At 51.1% G+C, this 14613-nt stretch carries 12 protein-coding genes; 3 read left to right on the plus strand and 9 right to left on the minus strand.

Features of this window, described 5'->3' with window-relative positions; genetic code table 11:
- Positions 1–293 precede the first annotated feature (293 nt).
- Entirely contained in the window at positions 294–1439 is a 1146-nt protein-coding gene (locus tag HGO41_RS12950; RefSeq protein ID WP_250981091.1) for a porin, read from the plus strand.
- A gap of 160 nt (positions 1440–1599) precedes the next feature.
- Entirely contained in the window at positions 1600–2475 is an 876-nt protein-coding gene (locus HGO41_RS12955; protein ID WP_013577058.1) for an SMP-30/gluconolactonase/LRE family protein, read from the plus strand.
- A gap of 66 nt (positions 2476–2541) precedes the next feature.
- Here HGO41_RS12955 and ispH read toward each other — a convergent pair whose 3' ends face one another.
- From ispH to ribF, 5 genes are all read right to left on the minus strand, one after another.
- The gene (ispH, locus tag HGO41_RS12960) at positions 2542–3495 is read right to left on the minus strand and encodes a 4-hydroxy-3-methylbut-2-enyl diphosphate reductase (RefSeq protein ID WP_013577059.1); all 954 of its coding nucleotides are present in this window, start codon (positions 3493–3495) and stop codon (positions 2542–2544) included.
- Positions 3476–3946 (minus strand): FKBP-type peptidyl-prolyl cis-trans isomerase, encoded by a 471-nt coding sequence (gene fkpB, locus HGO41_RS12965; protein ID WP_013577060.1) that lies wholly within the window; start codon positions 3944–3946, stop codon positions 3476–3478. The genes ispH and fkpB overlap by 20 nt, the downstream gene beginning before the upstream one ends.
- Positions 3947–3951: 5 nt before the next feature.
- Positions 3952–4458: a signal peptidase II gene (lspA, locus tag HGO41_RS12970; RefSeq protein ID WP_013577061.1), complete on the minus strand. Its 507-nt coding sequence runs from the start codon at positions 4456–4458 to the stop codon at positions 3952–3954.
- Positions 4458–7274, minus strand: coding sequence for an isoleucine--tRNA ligase (ileS, locus tag HGO41_RS12975; RefSeq protein WP_112197251.1), 2817 nt, complete (start codon positions 7272–7274; stop codon positions 4458–4460). The genes lspA and ileS overlap by 1 nt, the downstream gene beginning before the upstream one ends.
- 61 nt (positions 7275–7335) lie before the next feature.
- Entirely contained in the window at positions 7336–8274 is a 939-nt protein-coding gene (gene ribF, locus HGO41_RS12980; RefSeq protein ID WP_013577063.1) for a bifunctional riboflavin kinase/FAD synthetase, read from the minus strand.
- A gap of 439 nt (positions 8275–8713) precedes the next feature.
- On the opposite strand from ribF, the gene rpsT reads away from it, so the two are divergent.
- The gene (gene rpsT / locus HGO41_RS12985) at positions 8714–8977 is read left to right on the plus strand and encodes a 30S ribosomal protein S20 (protein WP_013577064.1); all 264 of its coding nucleotides are present in this window, start codon (positions 8714–8716) and stop codon (positions 8975–8977) included.
- A gap of 82 nt (positions 8978–9059) precedes the next feature.
- Here rpsT and nhaR read toward each other — a convergent pair whose 3' ends face one another.
- The 4 genes from nhaR to dnaK all read right to left on the minus strand — a co-directional run bounded on the left by nhaR (position 9060) and on the right by dnaK (position 14526).
- On the minus strand, positions 9060–9947 hold the full coding sequence (gene nhaR, locus HGO41_RS12990; protein ID WP_131638369.1) for a transcriptional activator NhaR: 888 nt from the start codon (positions 9945–9947) through the stop codon (positions 9060–9062).
- Between the two features lie 39 nt (positions 9948–9986).
- Positions 9987–11162, minus strand: coding sequence for a Na+/H+ antiporter NhaA (gene nhaA / locus HGO41_RS12995; RefSeq protein WP_013577066.1), 1176 nt, complete (start codon positions 11160–11162; stop codon positions 9987–9989).
- A gap of 229 nt (positions 11163–11391) precedes the next feature.
- Positions 11392–12525 carry a molecular chaperone DnaJ gene (gene dnaJ, locus HGO41_RS13000; RefSeq protein ID WP_013577067.1) on the minus strand — a complete coding sequence of 378 codons (1134 nt, stop codon included), beginning with the start codon at positions 12523–12525 and terminating at the stop codon, positions 11392–11394.
- A 99-nt stretch (positions 12526–12624) separates the two neighbouring features.
- Positions 12625–14526, minus strand: a complete 1902-nt coding sequence (gene dnaK, locus HGO41_RS13005) for a molecular chaperone DnaK (RefSeq protein ID WP_013577068.1) — start codon at positions 14524–14526, stop codon at positions 12625–12627.
- Positions 14527–14613: the final 87 nt, after the last annotated feature.

Below are 14613 nucleotides of genomic sequence, written 5' to 3' on the forward strand. Positions count from 1 at the left end.
TCCTTGCGTGAGACAGATAAGCAGCAAACAAAACATTTCTTAGATCTGAAACATTAAATTTTTATTATATATGGCGAAATAATATTGATAAAATCAATGATTATGATAATAAATAGCAACCTAATTTTAACTGCCGAAATTTGATTTAAACGACAGTCAAAATAAGTAGCCTGGCTTCATAAGGCGCGTCTTCACCCTTACCAGACAGTCATCAGTAAGGGGAATATAAAAAATACACACTGCCAATTTTGTTGCTGATTTTTCAGATCAGTATATTGGCACAGGGACTTAACATGAAATTCAAACTGAACAAAGTCACACAAGTGGCGACTGCAGGTCTTTTATTTGGTTTAGCTTCTTTTGCTGCACACGCAGAAATCACTCTGATTAAACAAGACCCACAGCCGAACGATCCGCTGAGCCGCCTGAACTTCCAGGTTGGCGGCAGTATTCGTCCGCAGTTCCAGTTCCAGAACGGGGTGAAAAACTACAAGACCAATGGTTTTGATGGCGGTACACGTTTCCGTTTTTCTGCTGATTATTATCTGTTTGATGACATCAGCTGGATTAACTACTACGAGCTGGGTGTGAATATTCCTGCCCTGACTGGCTGGGATAATCACCACGCAGATGGCGCGCATAACACCAGCCGTCGCATGCTCTACACCGGTCTGAAAAGCAAAACTTACGGCCAGTTGACCTTCGGTCAGCAAAACAGCGTTTATTACGATGTGGTCGGTGCGAAAACCGATATCTGGGATTACGACATGCTCGCCCAGGCACCGGGTAATGGTGTGAACGGCGATTACGATGGTTCTTACCGTTCCCGTAAGATGCTGAAATACAAAAACACCTTCGGCGATGCAGATGTGTATGCCTCTTACCTGTTCGAAGACAATGAGTTGCTCACCGGCAAAAACGGGCTGCGTTACAAACGTAACGGCGGCGGTTCTGTCGGTGTGGATTACCACATCACCAAAGATCTGACCTGGGGTACGGCGTACAACTACACCGACGCAGAAATGAGAAACCCGGGCGACAACACCTCTAAAGATTACAACCAGAGCATTGTTGGTACTGCGCTGAGCTGGAAACCCGGCAACTGGACAGCGTCCTTCGGTGGCGGTTACTACCATGACTTCCTGACGACTGGTGTGAAAACTGAAGATCGCTTCCTCGCGGGCGATGCTTATGGTCTGGAATACTTCCTGGGGTATGCTTTCCCAATCAATCAGCTGGCGGTCAAAACCATTCAGCCGTACTTCATGGGTGACCGTCTGACCTATGTAACCGGCCGTAATTACCAGCGTATTGATAACGGGTTGGGTGTGTCCTTCCAGCTCGATTACGGCTTCCGTGTTGATTACGAGCACGTGTTCACGTCCTCTACCGATAATCTCGGTGATATGAATCTGATCCGTCTGCGTTACGATTTCTAAATCTTAACGACTGAACTTTTGGGGCCAGCTTTACGTCTTATTGACGGGCTGGCCCTTTCTTTTTACACCATTTCATCTATCCCACGTACGCAAAGCCAGACTAAACTCATAGAGACAGCTGTCGCTATATCCACTATGTAACCTGCAGGAGAGCTTTGCGATGTCAGCATTTTTCCGGTCCGACGTGACTGCCATTGGCGACTACCGAGCCGAATTGGGTGAAACTCCCGTCTGGTGCCAGCGTACACAATCTTTGCTTTGGGTCGATATTCTGGCTCAGTGTGTTTTGCGCTACTGGCCCGACAACGGGCAAACTGAAATTCATGAACTCCCCTCGCTGACCAGCGCCGTGTTGCTGACCGAAAAAAGAAATCAATTTTTGCTGGTTTCCGTCGACGGGATCCATCTTTACGAGTACGAACAGAAAACCCGCCAGAAGCTTTGTGATTATCCCGGCGCAGAAGGCACCCGCCCGAATGAAGCAGCCATCGCGCCCGATGGTTCTCTGTGGTTTGGTACGCTGGATATAAAGGAAGAAAAAGATAACGGCGAATGGTTCCGCTATGAAGCGGGCGCAGAAAAGCCGGAAATGATGCTCGATGGCGTCGGTTGTACCAACACACTGGTCTGGTATGAAGGCAAAGTCTGGTTTGCAGACAGTAAGAAAAAACGCTTTTTCTCCGCCAACGCCCGCCGCATCAATCCACTGAAAATATCCTGTTTTTCTTCGGGCGATAAGATCCCCGATGGCTCTGCGCTGGCACAGAATGGCTGGCTGATCACTGCCTGCTGGGGTTCAAAATGCCTGCTGCGCCAGCAGATCAATCAGGGCGAATTACTGACACTGGATACCCAGCCAGTCCCGGTCACACAACCGAGTTGTTGCACGTTTGGCGGGCCGGATATGACTGAGCTGTTTATCACCTCGGCGCGAAAAAACCTCGATGCGCCACATGCTCTGGAGGGAGCGTTGCTGCACGTTGAAACCACCACCGTGGGTGCACCGCAGAATTTGTTTAAACTCCCGCCTCATTGATGCCGCAGGAGTGCAGACATAAAAAAACCGGCCACTTTGAGCCGGTTTTTCATTTAGGGTCTGAGATCAGTCGATCTGACGCACATCAACACGCAGCTCTTTTGGCACTTCGAACACGATATTTTCCTCGCGCCCTTCGATGTTGATCACATCAAGCCCGCCAAAGGTTTTCAGCTTGCTGATCACGTCCTGCACCAGAATATCCGGTGCGGATGCGCCTGCCGTAACGCCAATGCTTTTCGCATCTTTCAGCCAGTTTTCCTGAATATCTGCCGCAGAGTCGATCAGATAAGAAGGTACACCGACACGTTGCGCCAGTTCGGCCAGGCGGTTGGAGTTCGACGAGTTCTTTGAACCCACCACCAGCACAACATCTGCTCCGTCAGCCAGCGTACGCACGGCTTCCTGACGGTTAGTTGTGGCATAGCAAATATCATCTTTACGCGGCCCGATGATTTTCGGGAAGCGATCGCGAAGCGCATCAATCACCGCAGAAGTGTCGTCAACCGACAGCGTGGTTTGCGTCATAAAGCACAGGTTGTTTTCGTCTTTCACCTGCAATTTATAAACATCTTCCGGCGCCTCGACCAGATACATTCCCCCGTTCGGATTGCTGTACTGCCCCATGGTGCCTTCCACTTCCGGATGCCCGGCGTGACCAATCAAAATGGCTTCAGTGCCTTTACGGCTGGCGCGCGCAACTTCCATATGAACTTTGGTCACCAGCGGACAAGTCGCGTCAAACAGCATCGTCAGATCACGCGCTTTCGCTTCTGCACGTACCGCCTGAGAAACACCGTGGGCAGAGAAAATCAGAATAGACCCATCAGGTACTTCGCTGATTTGCTCGATAAAAACAGCACCGCGCTGACGCAGGCTGTCGACCACGTAGCGGTTATGCACCACTTCATGGCGGACATAGATAGGTGCGCCGTAAATTTCCAGCGCACGTTCTACAATACTGATTGCGCGGTCAACACCCGCACAAAATCCTCGCGGATTAGCCAGCAATATCTGCATGTTTCCCCTCAAGCTCCGGGTCAATTTCCAGCACTTCAATATCGAAATCGATATGTTGCCCTGCCAGCGGATGGTTGAAATCTACAGTGATTGAATCTTCTGTCACTTCACGGACAACGCCCGGCATTTCGCTGCCATCACGACCACTGAACAACATGATGGTGCCGACATCCGGCACCCCAGTTTCCTGAAAGTCACGGCGGGAGAAGAACTGAACCAGATCCGGACTTTTGCTACCGAATGCCGATTCAGGGGCTAACGTGAACGCCCGTTTATCCCCTACGTTCAACCCTAACAGCTGATTTTCCAGCGCGTCAGACAAGCTGCTGTCGCCAAGGCGAAACAGTGCAGGTTTGCCATTGGCGCGGGTTGATTCCGCCGTAGAGCCATCTTCCAGCTTCAACGTAAAATGCACCAGTACAGCGCTGTCATGTTTCACCTGTTGAGACATAGACCTTATCCTTTACTCTTTGTAGCTTCTGATGGCTTTGCCAGAAAACCTTCCAGCACCACCATGGCTGCGCCGACACAGATAAAGCTGTCAGCCAGATTGAACGTAGCAAAATGCCAGTTACCGACGTAAAAATCGATAAAATCGACCACAAAGCCGTGATACAGGCGATCAAACAAGTTGCCCAGCGCCCCGCCGATAATCATCGCAAAAGCGATATTGTTCAGCTTTTGCTTCGCGGTGCCGCGGTACATCAGCACGACCAGCGCCACGACAATCACCAGCGCGATTAACGCAAAGAACCAGCGCTGCCAGCCGCCTTTATCAGCCAGGAAGCTGAACGCAGCGCCATGATTTTGGGCGTAGAACAGATTTAAATACGGGATCAACGGCATGGATTCACCGAGCTGGAAGTTTCCCATAATGAGAAACTTACTGCCCAGATCCACGATGATGACCACGACCGCCAGCCAGAGCCAGCGGAGTCCGGTGGAACAAATCGATTTACTCATTATGCAAACTTACGCTCTTCGCCGTCACCGGCGATGTTAGTGACACAACGGCCACAGATGTCGCTGTGTTCCGCGTTCTGACCAACGTCAGTTGTGTAATGCCAGCAACGCGGACATTTGTCACCTTCCGCTTTCGCCAGACCGATTTTCAGGCCTTTGAGCAATTCACTCGGCACAGCGGCATCGTCAGCTTCAGACAGCGCTGCGACTTTCGCGCCTGACGTCAGCAGGACAAAGCGCAGTTCGTTGCCCAGAGAACGCAGGTCCGTTGCCAGCGCATCATCAGCAAACAGCGTGACCGCCGCTTCCAGAGAACCGCCCAGACGTTTATCAGCACGCGCCTGTTCGATCACTTTGTTCACTTCGCCACGGACTTTCAGCAGTTCATCCCAGAACGCATCGTTCATGGATTCGTTGCCCGCCAGACCGAACAAACCGTCATACCATTCTTCGGTAAAGACGAATTTCTCACGACTTCCCGGCAGTTCTGCCCAAATTTCATCGGCAGTGAACGACATGATCGGTGCCATCCAGCGAACCAGTGCTTCGCTGATGTGATACAGCGCGGTCTGACAGCTGCGACGTGCAACGCTGTCGCTTTTCGCGGTGTACTGGCGATCTTTGATGATATCCAGGTAGAAGGATCCCATTTCGATCGAGCAGAACTGCATCAGGCGTTGAACGACGCCATGGAAATCATAGGCTTCGTACGCGGCAATGATTTCGTCCTGTGCGGCTTTCGCACGGCCAACAGCCCAGCGATCCAGAACAACCATGTCTTCCGGTGCCACGCTGTGCAGCGCCGGATCGAAACCGTTAAGGTTCGCCAGCAGGAAGCGCGCGGTGTTACGGATACGGCGGTAAGAATCCGCAGCACGTTTAAGGATTTCGTCGGACACGGCGATTTCGCCGGTGTAATCCGTAGATGCCACCCACAGACGCAGGATGTCGCCACCCAGCTTGTTCATCACGTCTTGCGGCGCGATGGTGTTGCCGATGGATTTAGACATTTTGCGGCCCTGACCATCCACGGTGAAACCGTGCGTCAGCACTTGCTTGTAAGGCGCTTTGCCTTTCATAGCAGTCGAAATCATCAGGGAAGACATGAACCAGCCGCGATGCTGGTCAGACCCTTCCAGATACAAATCAGGAGAATGACCATTAAACTCAGGACGCACATCCACCACAGAAGAATGCGTTGAACCGGAGTCAAACCACACGTCCAGCGTATCCGGCACTTTGACGTAATCGGCAGCGTCCGCACCCAGAATGTCTTCCGGATTCAGATCCCACCACGCCTGAATGCCATCCACTTCAACACGTTTCGCCACTTCTTCCATCAGCTCAAGGCTGCGCGGATGCAGTTGCTCAGTGTCTTTGTGAACGAACAGAGACATCGGTACGCCCCAGGTACGCTGACGGGAGATACACCAGTCAGGCCGGTTAGCGACCATGTTTTCGATGCGCGCCTGGCCCCAGTCCGGGATCCACTGCACGCCTTTGATCTCTTCCAGAGATTGCTGACGCAGGCCTTTCTGATCCATGCTGATGAACCATTGTGGCGTCGCGCGGAAGATGATTGGCGTTTTATGACGCCAGCAGCACGGATAGCTGTGCGTTATTTTCTCAACGTGCAGCAATGCGCCTTTCTCACGCAGCAGCTCAACGATCAGATCGTTGGCTTTAAAGACGAATTTACCGTCCAGCGTCGGGTAAGTGCCTGGCAGATAGCAGCCGTTCGGCCCTACCGGGTTCGCCACTTCCAGACCGTATTTCTGGCCGATAACAAAGTCGTCCGGGCCATGACCCGGTGCGGTATGCACGGCACCGGTACCGGCATCGAGCGTCACGTGATCGCCCATGATCGCCGGAACATCGAAACCGAGGAATGGATGTTTGAAGCGCAGCAGTTCGAGGTCCGCGCCTTTACATTCGCCCAGTACAGTCCATTCTGCGATACCAGCGCGTTTCATGACGCTTTCAACCAGATCGGTTGCCAGGATCAGACACTGACCTTCTGCCTGAATCAGTTGATAAGAAAACTCAGGGTTCAGTGAAATAGCGCGGTTGGCTGGCATGGTCCACGGCGTTGTGGTCCAGATCACCAGAGAAATCGGGCCGTTAAAGGAAGATACGCCAAACTTCGCAGCCACTGCTGCAGCGTCAGTCGCGTTGAACGCCACATCAATAGAAGGAGACGCTTTGTCGTAATACTCAACTTCGGCTTCTGCCAGTGATGAACCGCAATCTGTACACCAGTGAACCGGCTTAGCCCCTTTGTGCAGATGGCCGTTACCGATGATTTTGCCCAGTGCACGAATGATGTTAGCTTCAGTTTTGAAGTCCATGGTCAGGTACGGATGATCCCAGTCGCCCAACACACCCAGACGGATGAAGTCTTTCTTCTGGCCTTCAACCTGCTCTGCTGCGTATTTACGGCAAGCTTCACGGAATTCTGCTGCCGTGACTTTCTCGCCGGGCTTGCCGATCAGTTGTTCGACTTTAAGCTCGATTGGCAGACCATGACAGTCCCAGCCCGGCACATACGGCGCATCAAAGCCCGCCAGTCCTTTGGACTTAACGATCATGTCTTTAAGAATTTTGTTTACTGAGTGACCAATATGAATGCTGCCGTTCGCATACGGAGGGCCGTCATGCAAAATAAAGGTTTTCTTGCCTTTCTTGGCAGCACGAATAATCCCGTACAGATCCTGTTCATACCAATTTTTCAGCATGTCAGGTTCACGCTTGGCCAGATCGCCACGCATCGGGAACCCTGTTTCCGGCAAATTCAGGGTGTTCTTGTAGTCACTCATAGATTCTCGGTTCCGTTTTCGGCTGGATTCCAGGCTTTGTTACACGCCTGTCAGTACATGTTTAGCGCAGTGTCTTTAACCCAAAGAATTCACGGGCCGTCACTTCATCGTTCGCAATTTGTTGCTTTAAAGCATCAAGCGAGGAGAAACGCTGTTCGTTGCGCAATTTCGCGCGGAGCACCACATCAATGTGGCGCCCGTATAAATCTAATGTGGTGTCGAGAAGGTGCACTTCCAACTGCTTGCGCACGCCTCCGACTGTAGGACGTATTCCAATGTTCGCCACACCCGGCAGAGGTTCAGGCCCGAGTCCTAAGACTTCAACCGCATACACGCCGCGCACCGGAGACACGACCCGCTTCAACGGCACGTTTGCCGTCGGGAAGCCAATGGTGCGTCCCAGTTTATCGCCGTGTACGACCCGGCCCGAGATACTGAACGGATGGCCCAGTAAATTCTCGGCCAGCGCCAAGTCATCGTCGCGCAACGCATTACGGATCGCCGTGCTGCTGATGCGGTTCTCGCCTTCACGGAACGTTTGCGTGCTGATCACTTCAAAACCGTATTCTTCACCGGCTTTCTGCAATAGCTCAAAATCCCCCAGACGGCTGGCACCAAAGCGGAAATCATCCCCGACAGTCAGGAATTTAACACCCAGCTTCTCTACCAGCAGTTGTGAGATAAAGGCCTGCGCCATATGCGCTGCAAACCGGGGTTCGAAACGCACACATAAAAGGTAATCAACCCCGCACTCCGCCAGATACTTGGCTTTGTCACGCAAACTGGTCAGGCGTGCAGGTGCTTTATCACCGGCAAACAATTCCAGAGGCTGTGGCTCGAAAATCATTACCATCACCGGCAGCCCCAGACGTTGACCTTCCAGCTTAAGCTGTTCAATCAGGGCCTGATGACCACGGTGTACACCATCAAAATTGCCAATAGTCAGCACACATCCATGATGACGTGCTCGAATATTGTGTATTCCGCGAATTAGCTCCATAGCTGGCTCAAATCCAATGCTGACTCATAACGATGGAAATCGGCGGATTATACCTTGTACAGCCTCCAAGGTTAACCAGCGATTAGCAGGATCACACCATTCTCTCTTGCATACGGCAGATATTGCGGTTCAAATGGCGGCGTGGCGATGAAAATCTTTCGTTGCATACAGGGAATGCGTGACTTTTCGCATAAACAAAGCGTTAATGGCCGTAGTGGGCAGTTTGTACACTCTCCTGTCGATTTTTCTCGCGAAAGACTGTATTCCGATGCCGGAAGCTGTTAAAATCCTGCGCCATCACAACGTAACAAGCGACGAGTAAAGTTCACTCTTTAAAACGCCGCTTATTTGCACAAATCCGTTGACAAAAGAAGACCGAAAAGGCATATTCCTCGGCCTTTGAATTGTTCATCAATAGAAAAATATTTGGGAGTTGGCCTTGGCTAATATCAAATCAGCTAAGAAACGCGCCGTACAGTCAGAAAAACGCCGTAAGCACAACGCGAGCCGTCGTTCTATGATGCGTACCTTTATCAAGAAGGTATACGCGGCTATTGCAGCAGGCGACAAAGCTGCTGCACAAAACGCATTTAACGAAATGCAACCAATCGTGGACCGTCAGTCTTGCAAAGGCCTGATCCACAAAAACAAAGCAGCGCGTCATAAGTCAAACCTGACTGCGCAAATCAACGCAATGCAATAATCGCATTACGCTGAAATGCTTGATAAAAAAACCGGCTCACGCCGGTTTTTTTATATCTGAAATTTGAGTTCAACACTAAAAGCTATTCAAACAACGCTGAAAAGTCCGTATGGCAAATCCGCTGTACCGAAGGATGCTGAATCATTCTTTCAGCAAATATCACGTAGTACTCTTCCATAATCCCTTCCACCCGTCCGACTTCCTCTATTTTTTCATCCTGAAATTCAGTTGATGAATAAATAGCCGGGGCGACAAATATCGCGTCGTTGTTCATTCCAAACGCTTTCATCAGCGCGGCATCATCAAACTCACCGAGAATATTGACCTTCAGCCCCTGCGTATTAAACCAGTTCAGCAGTTTGCGCCCCAGCATTGAACGCCTGCCGGGGATGAGTAATGAACGACGCTCCAGACAAGCCGGGAAATTCATGCCTGCCGGTGGATTACAACAAAAGAAGCTGATCGGACTTTCACCCAGTTTGACCGAGAACAGCCCTGCCTGCTGCGTGGAGTCCACCGGGCAATCAGACAAAATCATGTCCAGTTTATGCTGGCTCAGTTGTTCGAGCAGCATTTCGTGAGTCGATTCAAAACAGCGCAGATGAATTTGGGCGTTGTCCGGCACGGCAGCTTCCAATACGCGACTGACCAGTCGTTTGGATAACGCATCCGCCACACCCACATCAAACAACAGGCTCGCCTCTTTGCGGTAATTCACGATATCCAGCATTTCCTGACTAAGGGTGAACATTTTATCCGCATAGCGGTAAACCAGTTGCCCTAACTCAGAAGGCACCAGCCCACGCCCCTGCCGTTTGAAGAGTTTCCCATCCAATCTTTCTTCCAGGGATTTAATCTGCCCGGTGATCGTTTGCGGAGTAAGGTGCAACACTTCCGCAGCTCCCACAACAGAACCTGATTTACACACGTGCCAAAAATAATACAAGTGGTTGTAATTGATATGAGGCATGGTTTCACCCTTTCCGAAAGTATGAAGTCAGCGTCATTATTAATTTGCACGTTTCTTAGGCAAGGCCCGGCTCAGGAGCAGGTATCCCAGAACCGCTGATGCGACTGATCCCATCAGGATGCCCATTTTGGCGTACGTCAGCAACGCAGGCTCCAGCGTCGCAAAGGCCAGAGAACCAATGAAAATCGACATCGTAAAACCGATACCGCACAGCACGGAGACTGCCGAAATTTGGCTAAAAGTTATGCCGGATGACAGCCGTGTAATCCCTGATTTCAAGGCGATCCCGCCGAACAGAATGATACCCAGCGGCTTACCGAGAAGAAGCCCGGCAGCAATACCCATGGGTAATGTCGAGAATGAACCCGCAACTGTCACGCCCTGCAAAGAGATACCCGCATTGGCGAACGCAAACAGCGGCAAAATAAACCAGGAAACATAGGGGTGGATCCCATGCTCCAGGCGGCGAGCAGGTGACCTTTTATTCTCTTTGGTTCTCAGCGGAATTAAGAAGCCAAGAATGACACCCGCCAGCGTCGCGTGGATACCTGATTTCAGCACACACACCCAGAACACAGCACCAATCAGCAGGTACGGCGTCAGCTTCGTTACCCCCCGCCAGTTCAGTAGAGCCAGTACAGCGATGCACACCGCCGATAACCCCAGTGCCATCATCGACACATCGTGACTATAAAACAGTGCGATGATCACGATGGCCCCCAAGTCATCAATAATGGCCAGTGCCAGCAGGAACACTTTTAACCCGGTCGGCACTCGTGACCCCAGCAGTGCCATCACCCCCAGCGCAAACGCAATGTCCGTTGCCGCCGGAATAGCCCAACCCTGACGGGCTATTTCATCGCTGCCGTTAAACAGTAAATAGATTAATGCCGGAACAACCATACCCCCGAGCGCGGCAATAGCAGGAAACATCGCCTGCTCGCGGTTGGCCAGCGCGCCTTCGCACATCTCACGCTTTACTTCCAGACCAATCATCAGGAAAAACACTGCCATCAGGCCATCGTTAATCCACAGCAAAAGTGGCTTGTCGATCAACAGCTCGGAAAAACGCAGGGTGACGGGAATATCCAGAAATGCCTGATAAATCCCCTGCAACGGACTATTCGCCATGATTAATGCCACAATGGCTGCGATGATTAATATCACACCACCGGCGGCTTCCATCCGTAAAAACTGACGAATGATATTTGACATTCTGACTCTCCTGTAGAAAAACGTGGCAAGAAAAAGCTCACCACAAGGGTATGTCTGAATTGTACGCAAACTATCACTTCGTAAAAAGTCGATTATTTCTGGATTATACTTCGCTTTTTACGAATCATTGGTTTTCACATTGTTGAATAAAAATCCATAAAAAATCCCCGGCGCGTCAACCGCTGCCGGGGATGTTATCTGGCTTTCCGTCGCTCGATTTAGCGAAAGCTTAGCGGGTCAGATCATCAAAGAACTTTTTCACGCCGTCCAGGAAGCTTTTAGAGCGCGGGCTGTTTTTCTCACCCGAAACGCCACCAAAGCTTTCTTCCAGATCACGCAGCAACTGCTTCTGCTTCTCGTTCAGGCTGACCGGAGTTTCCACTACCACCCGGCACATCAGGTCGCCCTGAACGCCACCACGGACAGATTTCACACCGCGCCCGCGCATACGGAACATTTTGCCCGTTTGCGTTTCAGCAGGAATTTTCAGGCTCACGCGGCCATCAAGCGTTGGCACTTCAATTTCGCCACCCAGTGCTGCCATGGCAAAATTGATTGGCACTTCGCAGTACAGGTTATTACCTTCGCGCTCAAAGATTTTATGCGCTTTAACCTGAACCTGAACGTACAGATCACCTGACGGAGCACCATGCTCACCGGCTTCGCCTTCACCCTCCAGACGAATACGGTCTCCGGTATCCACACCCGCAGGAATCTTCACTGACAGCGTTTTTGAACGTTCTACGCGACCATGACCATGACATTTGGTGCACGGATCTTTAATCACTTTACCGCGACCCTGACAGGTCGGACACGCCTGCTGGACTGTGAAGAAGCCCTGACGCATCTGAACCTGACCTGCACCATGACAGGTCGGACAGGTGGTCGGAGAGCTACCCGCTTTCGCGCCGCTGCCGTGGCAAACGTCACATTCATCCAGTGTCGGGATGCGGATTTCTTTGGTGACACCACGAACGGCCTCTTCCAGAGTCAGATCCATGTTGTAACGCAGGTCTGAGCCCCGGCTGGCACGCTGACGGCGACCGCCGCCAAAGATGTCGCCAAAGACGTCACCAAAGATGTCGCTGAAATCTGCACCGCCGCCGCCGTAGCCACCACCACCGCCCATGCCACCTTGTTCAAAGGCTGCATGACCATACTGGTCGTAGGCCGCACGCTTTTGCGCATCGGTCAGAATTTCATAAGCTTCTTTAATTTCTTTGAATTTGCTTTCAGATTCTTTATCGCCCTGATTTCGGTCAGGGTGATGTTTCATCGCCAGACGCTTATAAGCCTTTTTGATTTCACGCTCATCCGCTGTTTTGGATACGCCTAAAATCTCATAATAATCTTGCTTCGCCATGCTTTAACCTACCCTCAACATGCGTGCACGGGCGTAGAGTTTCCTCGACGCCCGTGCTGGTTATCAGTAAAGCTTCTTACTGTGCCCGCTTAAGGGCGATTATTTTTTGTCTTTAACTTCTTCGAATTCAGCGTCAACAACGTCGTCATCTTTCTGCGCGCTGGTATCGCCGCCTTCAGCCTGACCTTGTTGCTGAGCCATTTCCATCAGTTTGCCGGAAACCTGTACCAGCGCCTGGATTTTCGCTTCGATATCAGCCTTATCTTCACCTTTAGCAGACACTTCCAGTGCTTTCAGGGCTTCTTCTACTGCGGTTTTGTCTTCAGCTGGCAGTTTGTCGCCGGCTTCTTCCAGTTGCTTACGGGTACCGTGGATCAGATGGTCCGCCTGATTGCGGGTCTGAACCAGTTCTTCAAACTTACGGTCAGATTCAGCATTGGCTTCAGCATCGTTAACCATTTTCTGGATTTCTTCTTCGCTCAGACCAGAAGATGCCTTGATGGTGATCTTCTGCTCACGGCCGGTATTTTTGTCTTTCGCAGACACGTGCAGGATACCATCGGCATCAAGGTCGAAGGTGACTTCGATCTGAGCCTGACCGCGTGGTGCTGCCTGAATACCGTCCAGGTTGAATTGACCCAGAGATTTGTTATCACTTGAACGCTTACGTTCACCCTGCAACACATGGATGGTGACTGCAGACTGGTTGTCTTCCGCAGTAGAGAACACCTGACTGTGTTTGGTCGGGATGGTGGTGTTTTTAGTGATAAGCGGAGTCATCACGCTGCCCATGGTTTCGATACCCAGAGACAACGGAGTCACATCCAGCAGCAGAACGTCTTTCACGTCACCTGCCAGGACACCACCCTGAACTGCTGCACCGATTGCCACAGCTTCATCCGGGTTCACGTCTTTACGTGGTTCTTTACCGAAGAAATCAGCAACTTTCTTCTGAACCATTGGCATACGGGTCTGACCACCCACCAGGATAACGTCCTGAATGTCAGAAACTGACAGGCCTGCGTCTTTCAGCGCCACTTTCAGTGGTTCGATAGAACGGTTAACCAGGTCCTCAACCAAAGATTCCAGTTTTGCACGGGTCACTTTGATGTTCATGTGTTTTGGACCTGACGCATCAGCAGTGATGTACGGCAGGTTCACGTCAGTTTGCTGAGCAGAAGACAATTCGATCTTCGCTTTTTCAGCGGCTTCTTTCAGACGTTGCATCGCCAGTGGATCGTTACGCAGATCCATGCCTTGCTCTTTCTTAAATTCTTCAACCAGATAGTTGATCATACGGCTGTCGAAGTCTTCACCACCAAGGTGAGTGTCACCGTTGGTCGCCAGTACTTCAAAGGTTTTTTCGCCGTCAACTTCATCAATTTCGATAATAGAGATATCGAAAGTACCACCACCGAGGTCGTATACCGCGATAGTACGGTTGCCGATTTCACGATCCAGACCATAAGCCAGTGCCGCAGCAGTCGGTTCGTTGATGATACGTTTGACTTCCAGACCTGCGATACGGCCAGCGTCTTTCGTTGCCTGACGCTGGGCATCGTTGAAGTAAGCAGGTACGGTGATAACAGCTTCAGTTACAGGTTCACCCAGATAATCTTCAGCGGTTTTCTTCATTTTCTTCAACACTTCTGCAGAGATCTGCGGAGGTGCGATTTTCTGACCTTTAACGTCGATCCAGGCGTCGCCATTGTCAGCGCTTACGATCTGGTAAGGCATGATGCCTTTATCACGTTGTACTTCTTCATCCTGGAAGCGACGGCCAATCAGGCGCTTGATCGCGAACAGGGTGTTCTGCGGGTTAGTCACAGCCTGACGTTTAGCCGGAGAACCTACCAGAGTCTCGCCATCTGCCGCATAAGCGATGATGGAAGGAGTGGTGCGGTCGCCTTCAGCATTCTCCAGTACACGAGCAGTCGTGCCATCCATGATAGCTACACAAGAGTTGGTGGTGCCCAGGTCGATCCCAATAATTTTACCCATCTAAAACGTCTCCACTTAAATTCATATTCGTTCAGGTTGCTACTGTATATGTGGCCGATCTTTTCGATTTCAACAGCCCCATTTAAC

It is taken from the genome of Rahnella sp. CG8, from assembly GCF_023701875.1.
Lineage (GTDB): Bacteria > Pseudomonadota > Gammaproteobacteria > Enterobacterales > Enterobacteriaceae > Rahnella > Rahnella aceris.

What these genes read in the sequence shown, in the direction of transcription:
- lspA (WP_013577061.1), bottom strand. Translation starts at nt 4,458, where the DNA reads ATGAGTAAATCGATTTGTTCCACCGGACTCCGCTGGCTCTGGCTGGCG.
- dnaK (WP_013577068.1), bottom strand. Translation starts at nt 14,526, where the DNA reads ATGGGTAAAATTATTGGGATCGACCTGGGCACCACCAACTCTTGTGTA.
- nhaA (WP_013577066.1), bottom strand. Translation starts at nt 11,162, where the DNA reads ATGTCAAATATCATTCGTCAGTTTTTACGGATGGAAGCCGCCGGTGGT.
- ribF (WP_013577063.1), bottom strand. Translation starts at nt 8,274, where the DNA reads ATGGAGCTAATTCGCGGAATACACAATATTCGAGCACGTCATCATGGA.
- ileS (WP_112197251.1), bottom strand. Translation starts at nt 7,274, where the DNA reads ATGAGTGACTACAAGAACACCCTGAATTTGCCGGAAACAGGGTTCCCG.
- HGO41_RS12955 (WP_013577058.1), top strand. Translation starts at nt 1,600, where the DNA reads ATGTCAGCATTTTTCCGGTCCGACGTGACTGCCATTGGCGACTACCGA.
- HGO41_RS12950 (WP_250981091.1), top strand. Translation starts at nt 294, where the DNA reads ATGAAATTCAAACTGAACAAAGTCACACAAGTGGCGACTGCAGGTCTT.
- ispH (WP_013577059.1), bottom strand. Translation starts at nt 3,495, where the DNA reads ATGCAGATATTGCTGGCTAATCCGCGAGGATTTTGTGCGGGTGTTGAC.
- nhaR (WP_131638369.1), bottom strand. Translation starts at nt 9,947, where the DNA reads ATGCCTCATATCAATTACAACCACTTGTATTATTTTTGGCACGTGTGT.
- dnaJ (WP_013577067.1), bottom strand. Translation starts at nt 12,525, where the DNA reads ATGGCGAAGCAAGATTATTATGAGATTTTAGGCGTATCCAAAACAGCG.
- fkpB (WP_013577060.1), bottom strand. Translation starts at nt 3,946, where the DNA reads ATGTCTCAACAGGTGAAACATGACAGCGCTGTACTGGTGCATTTTACG.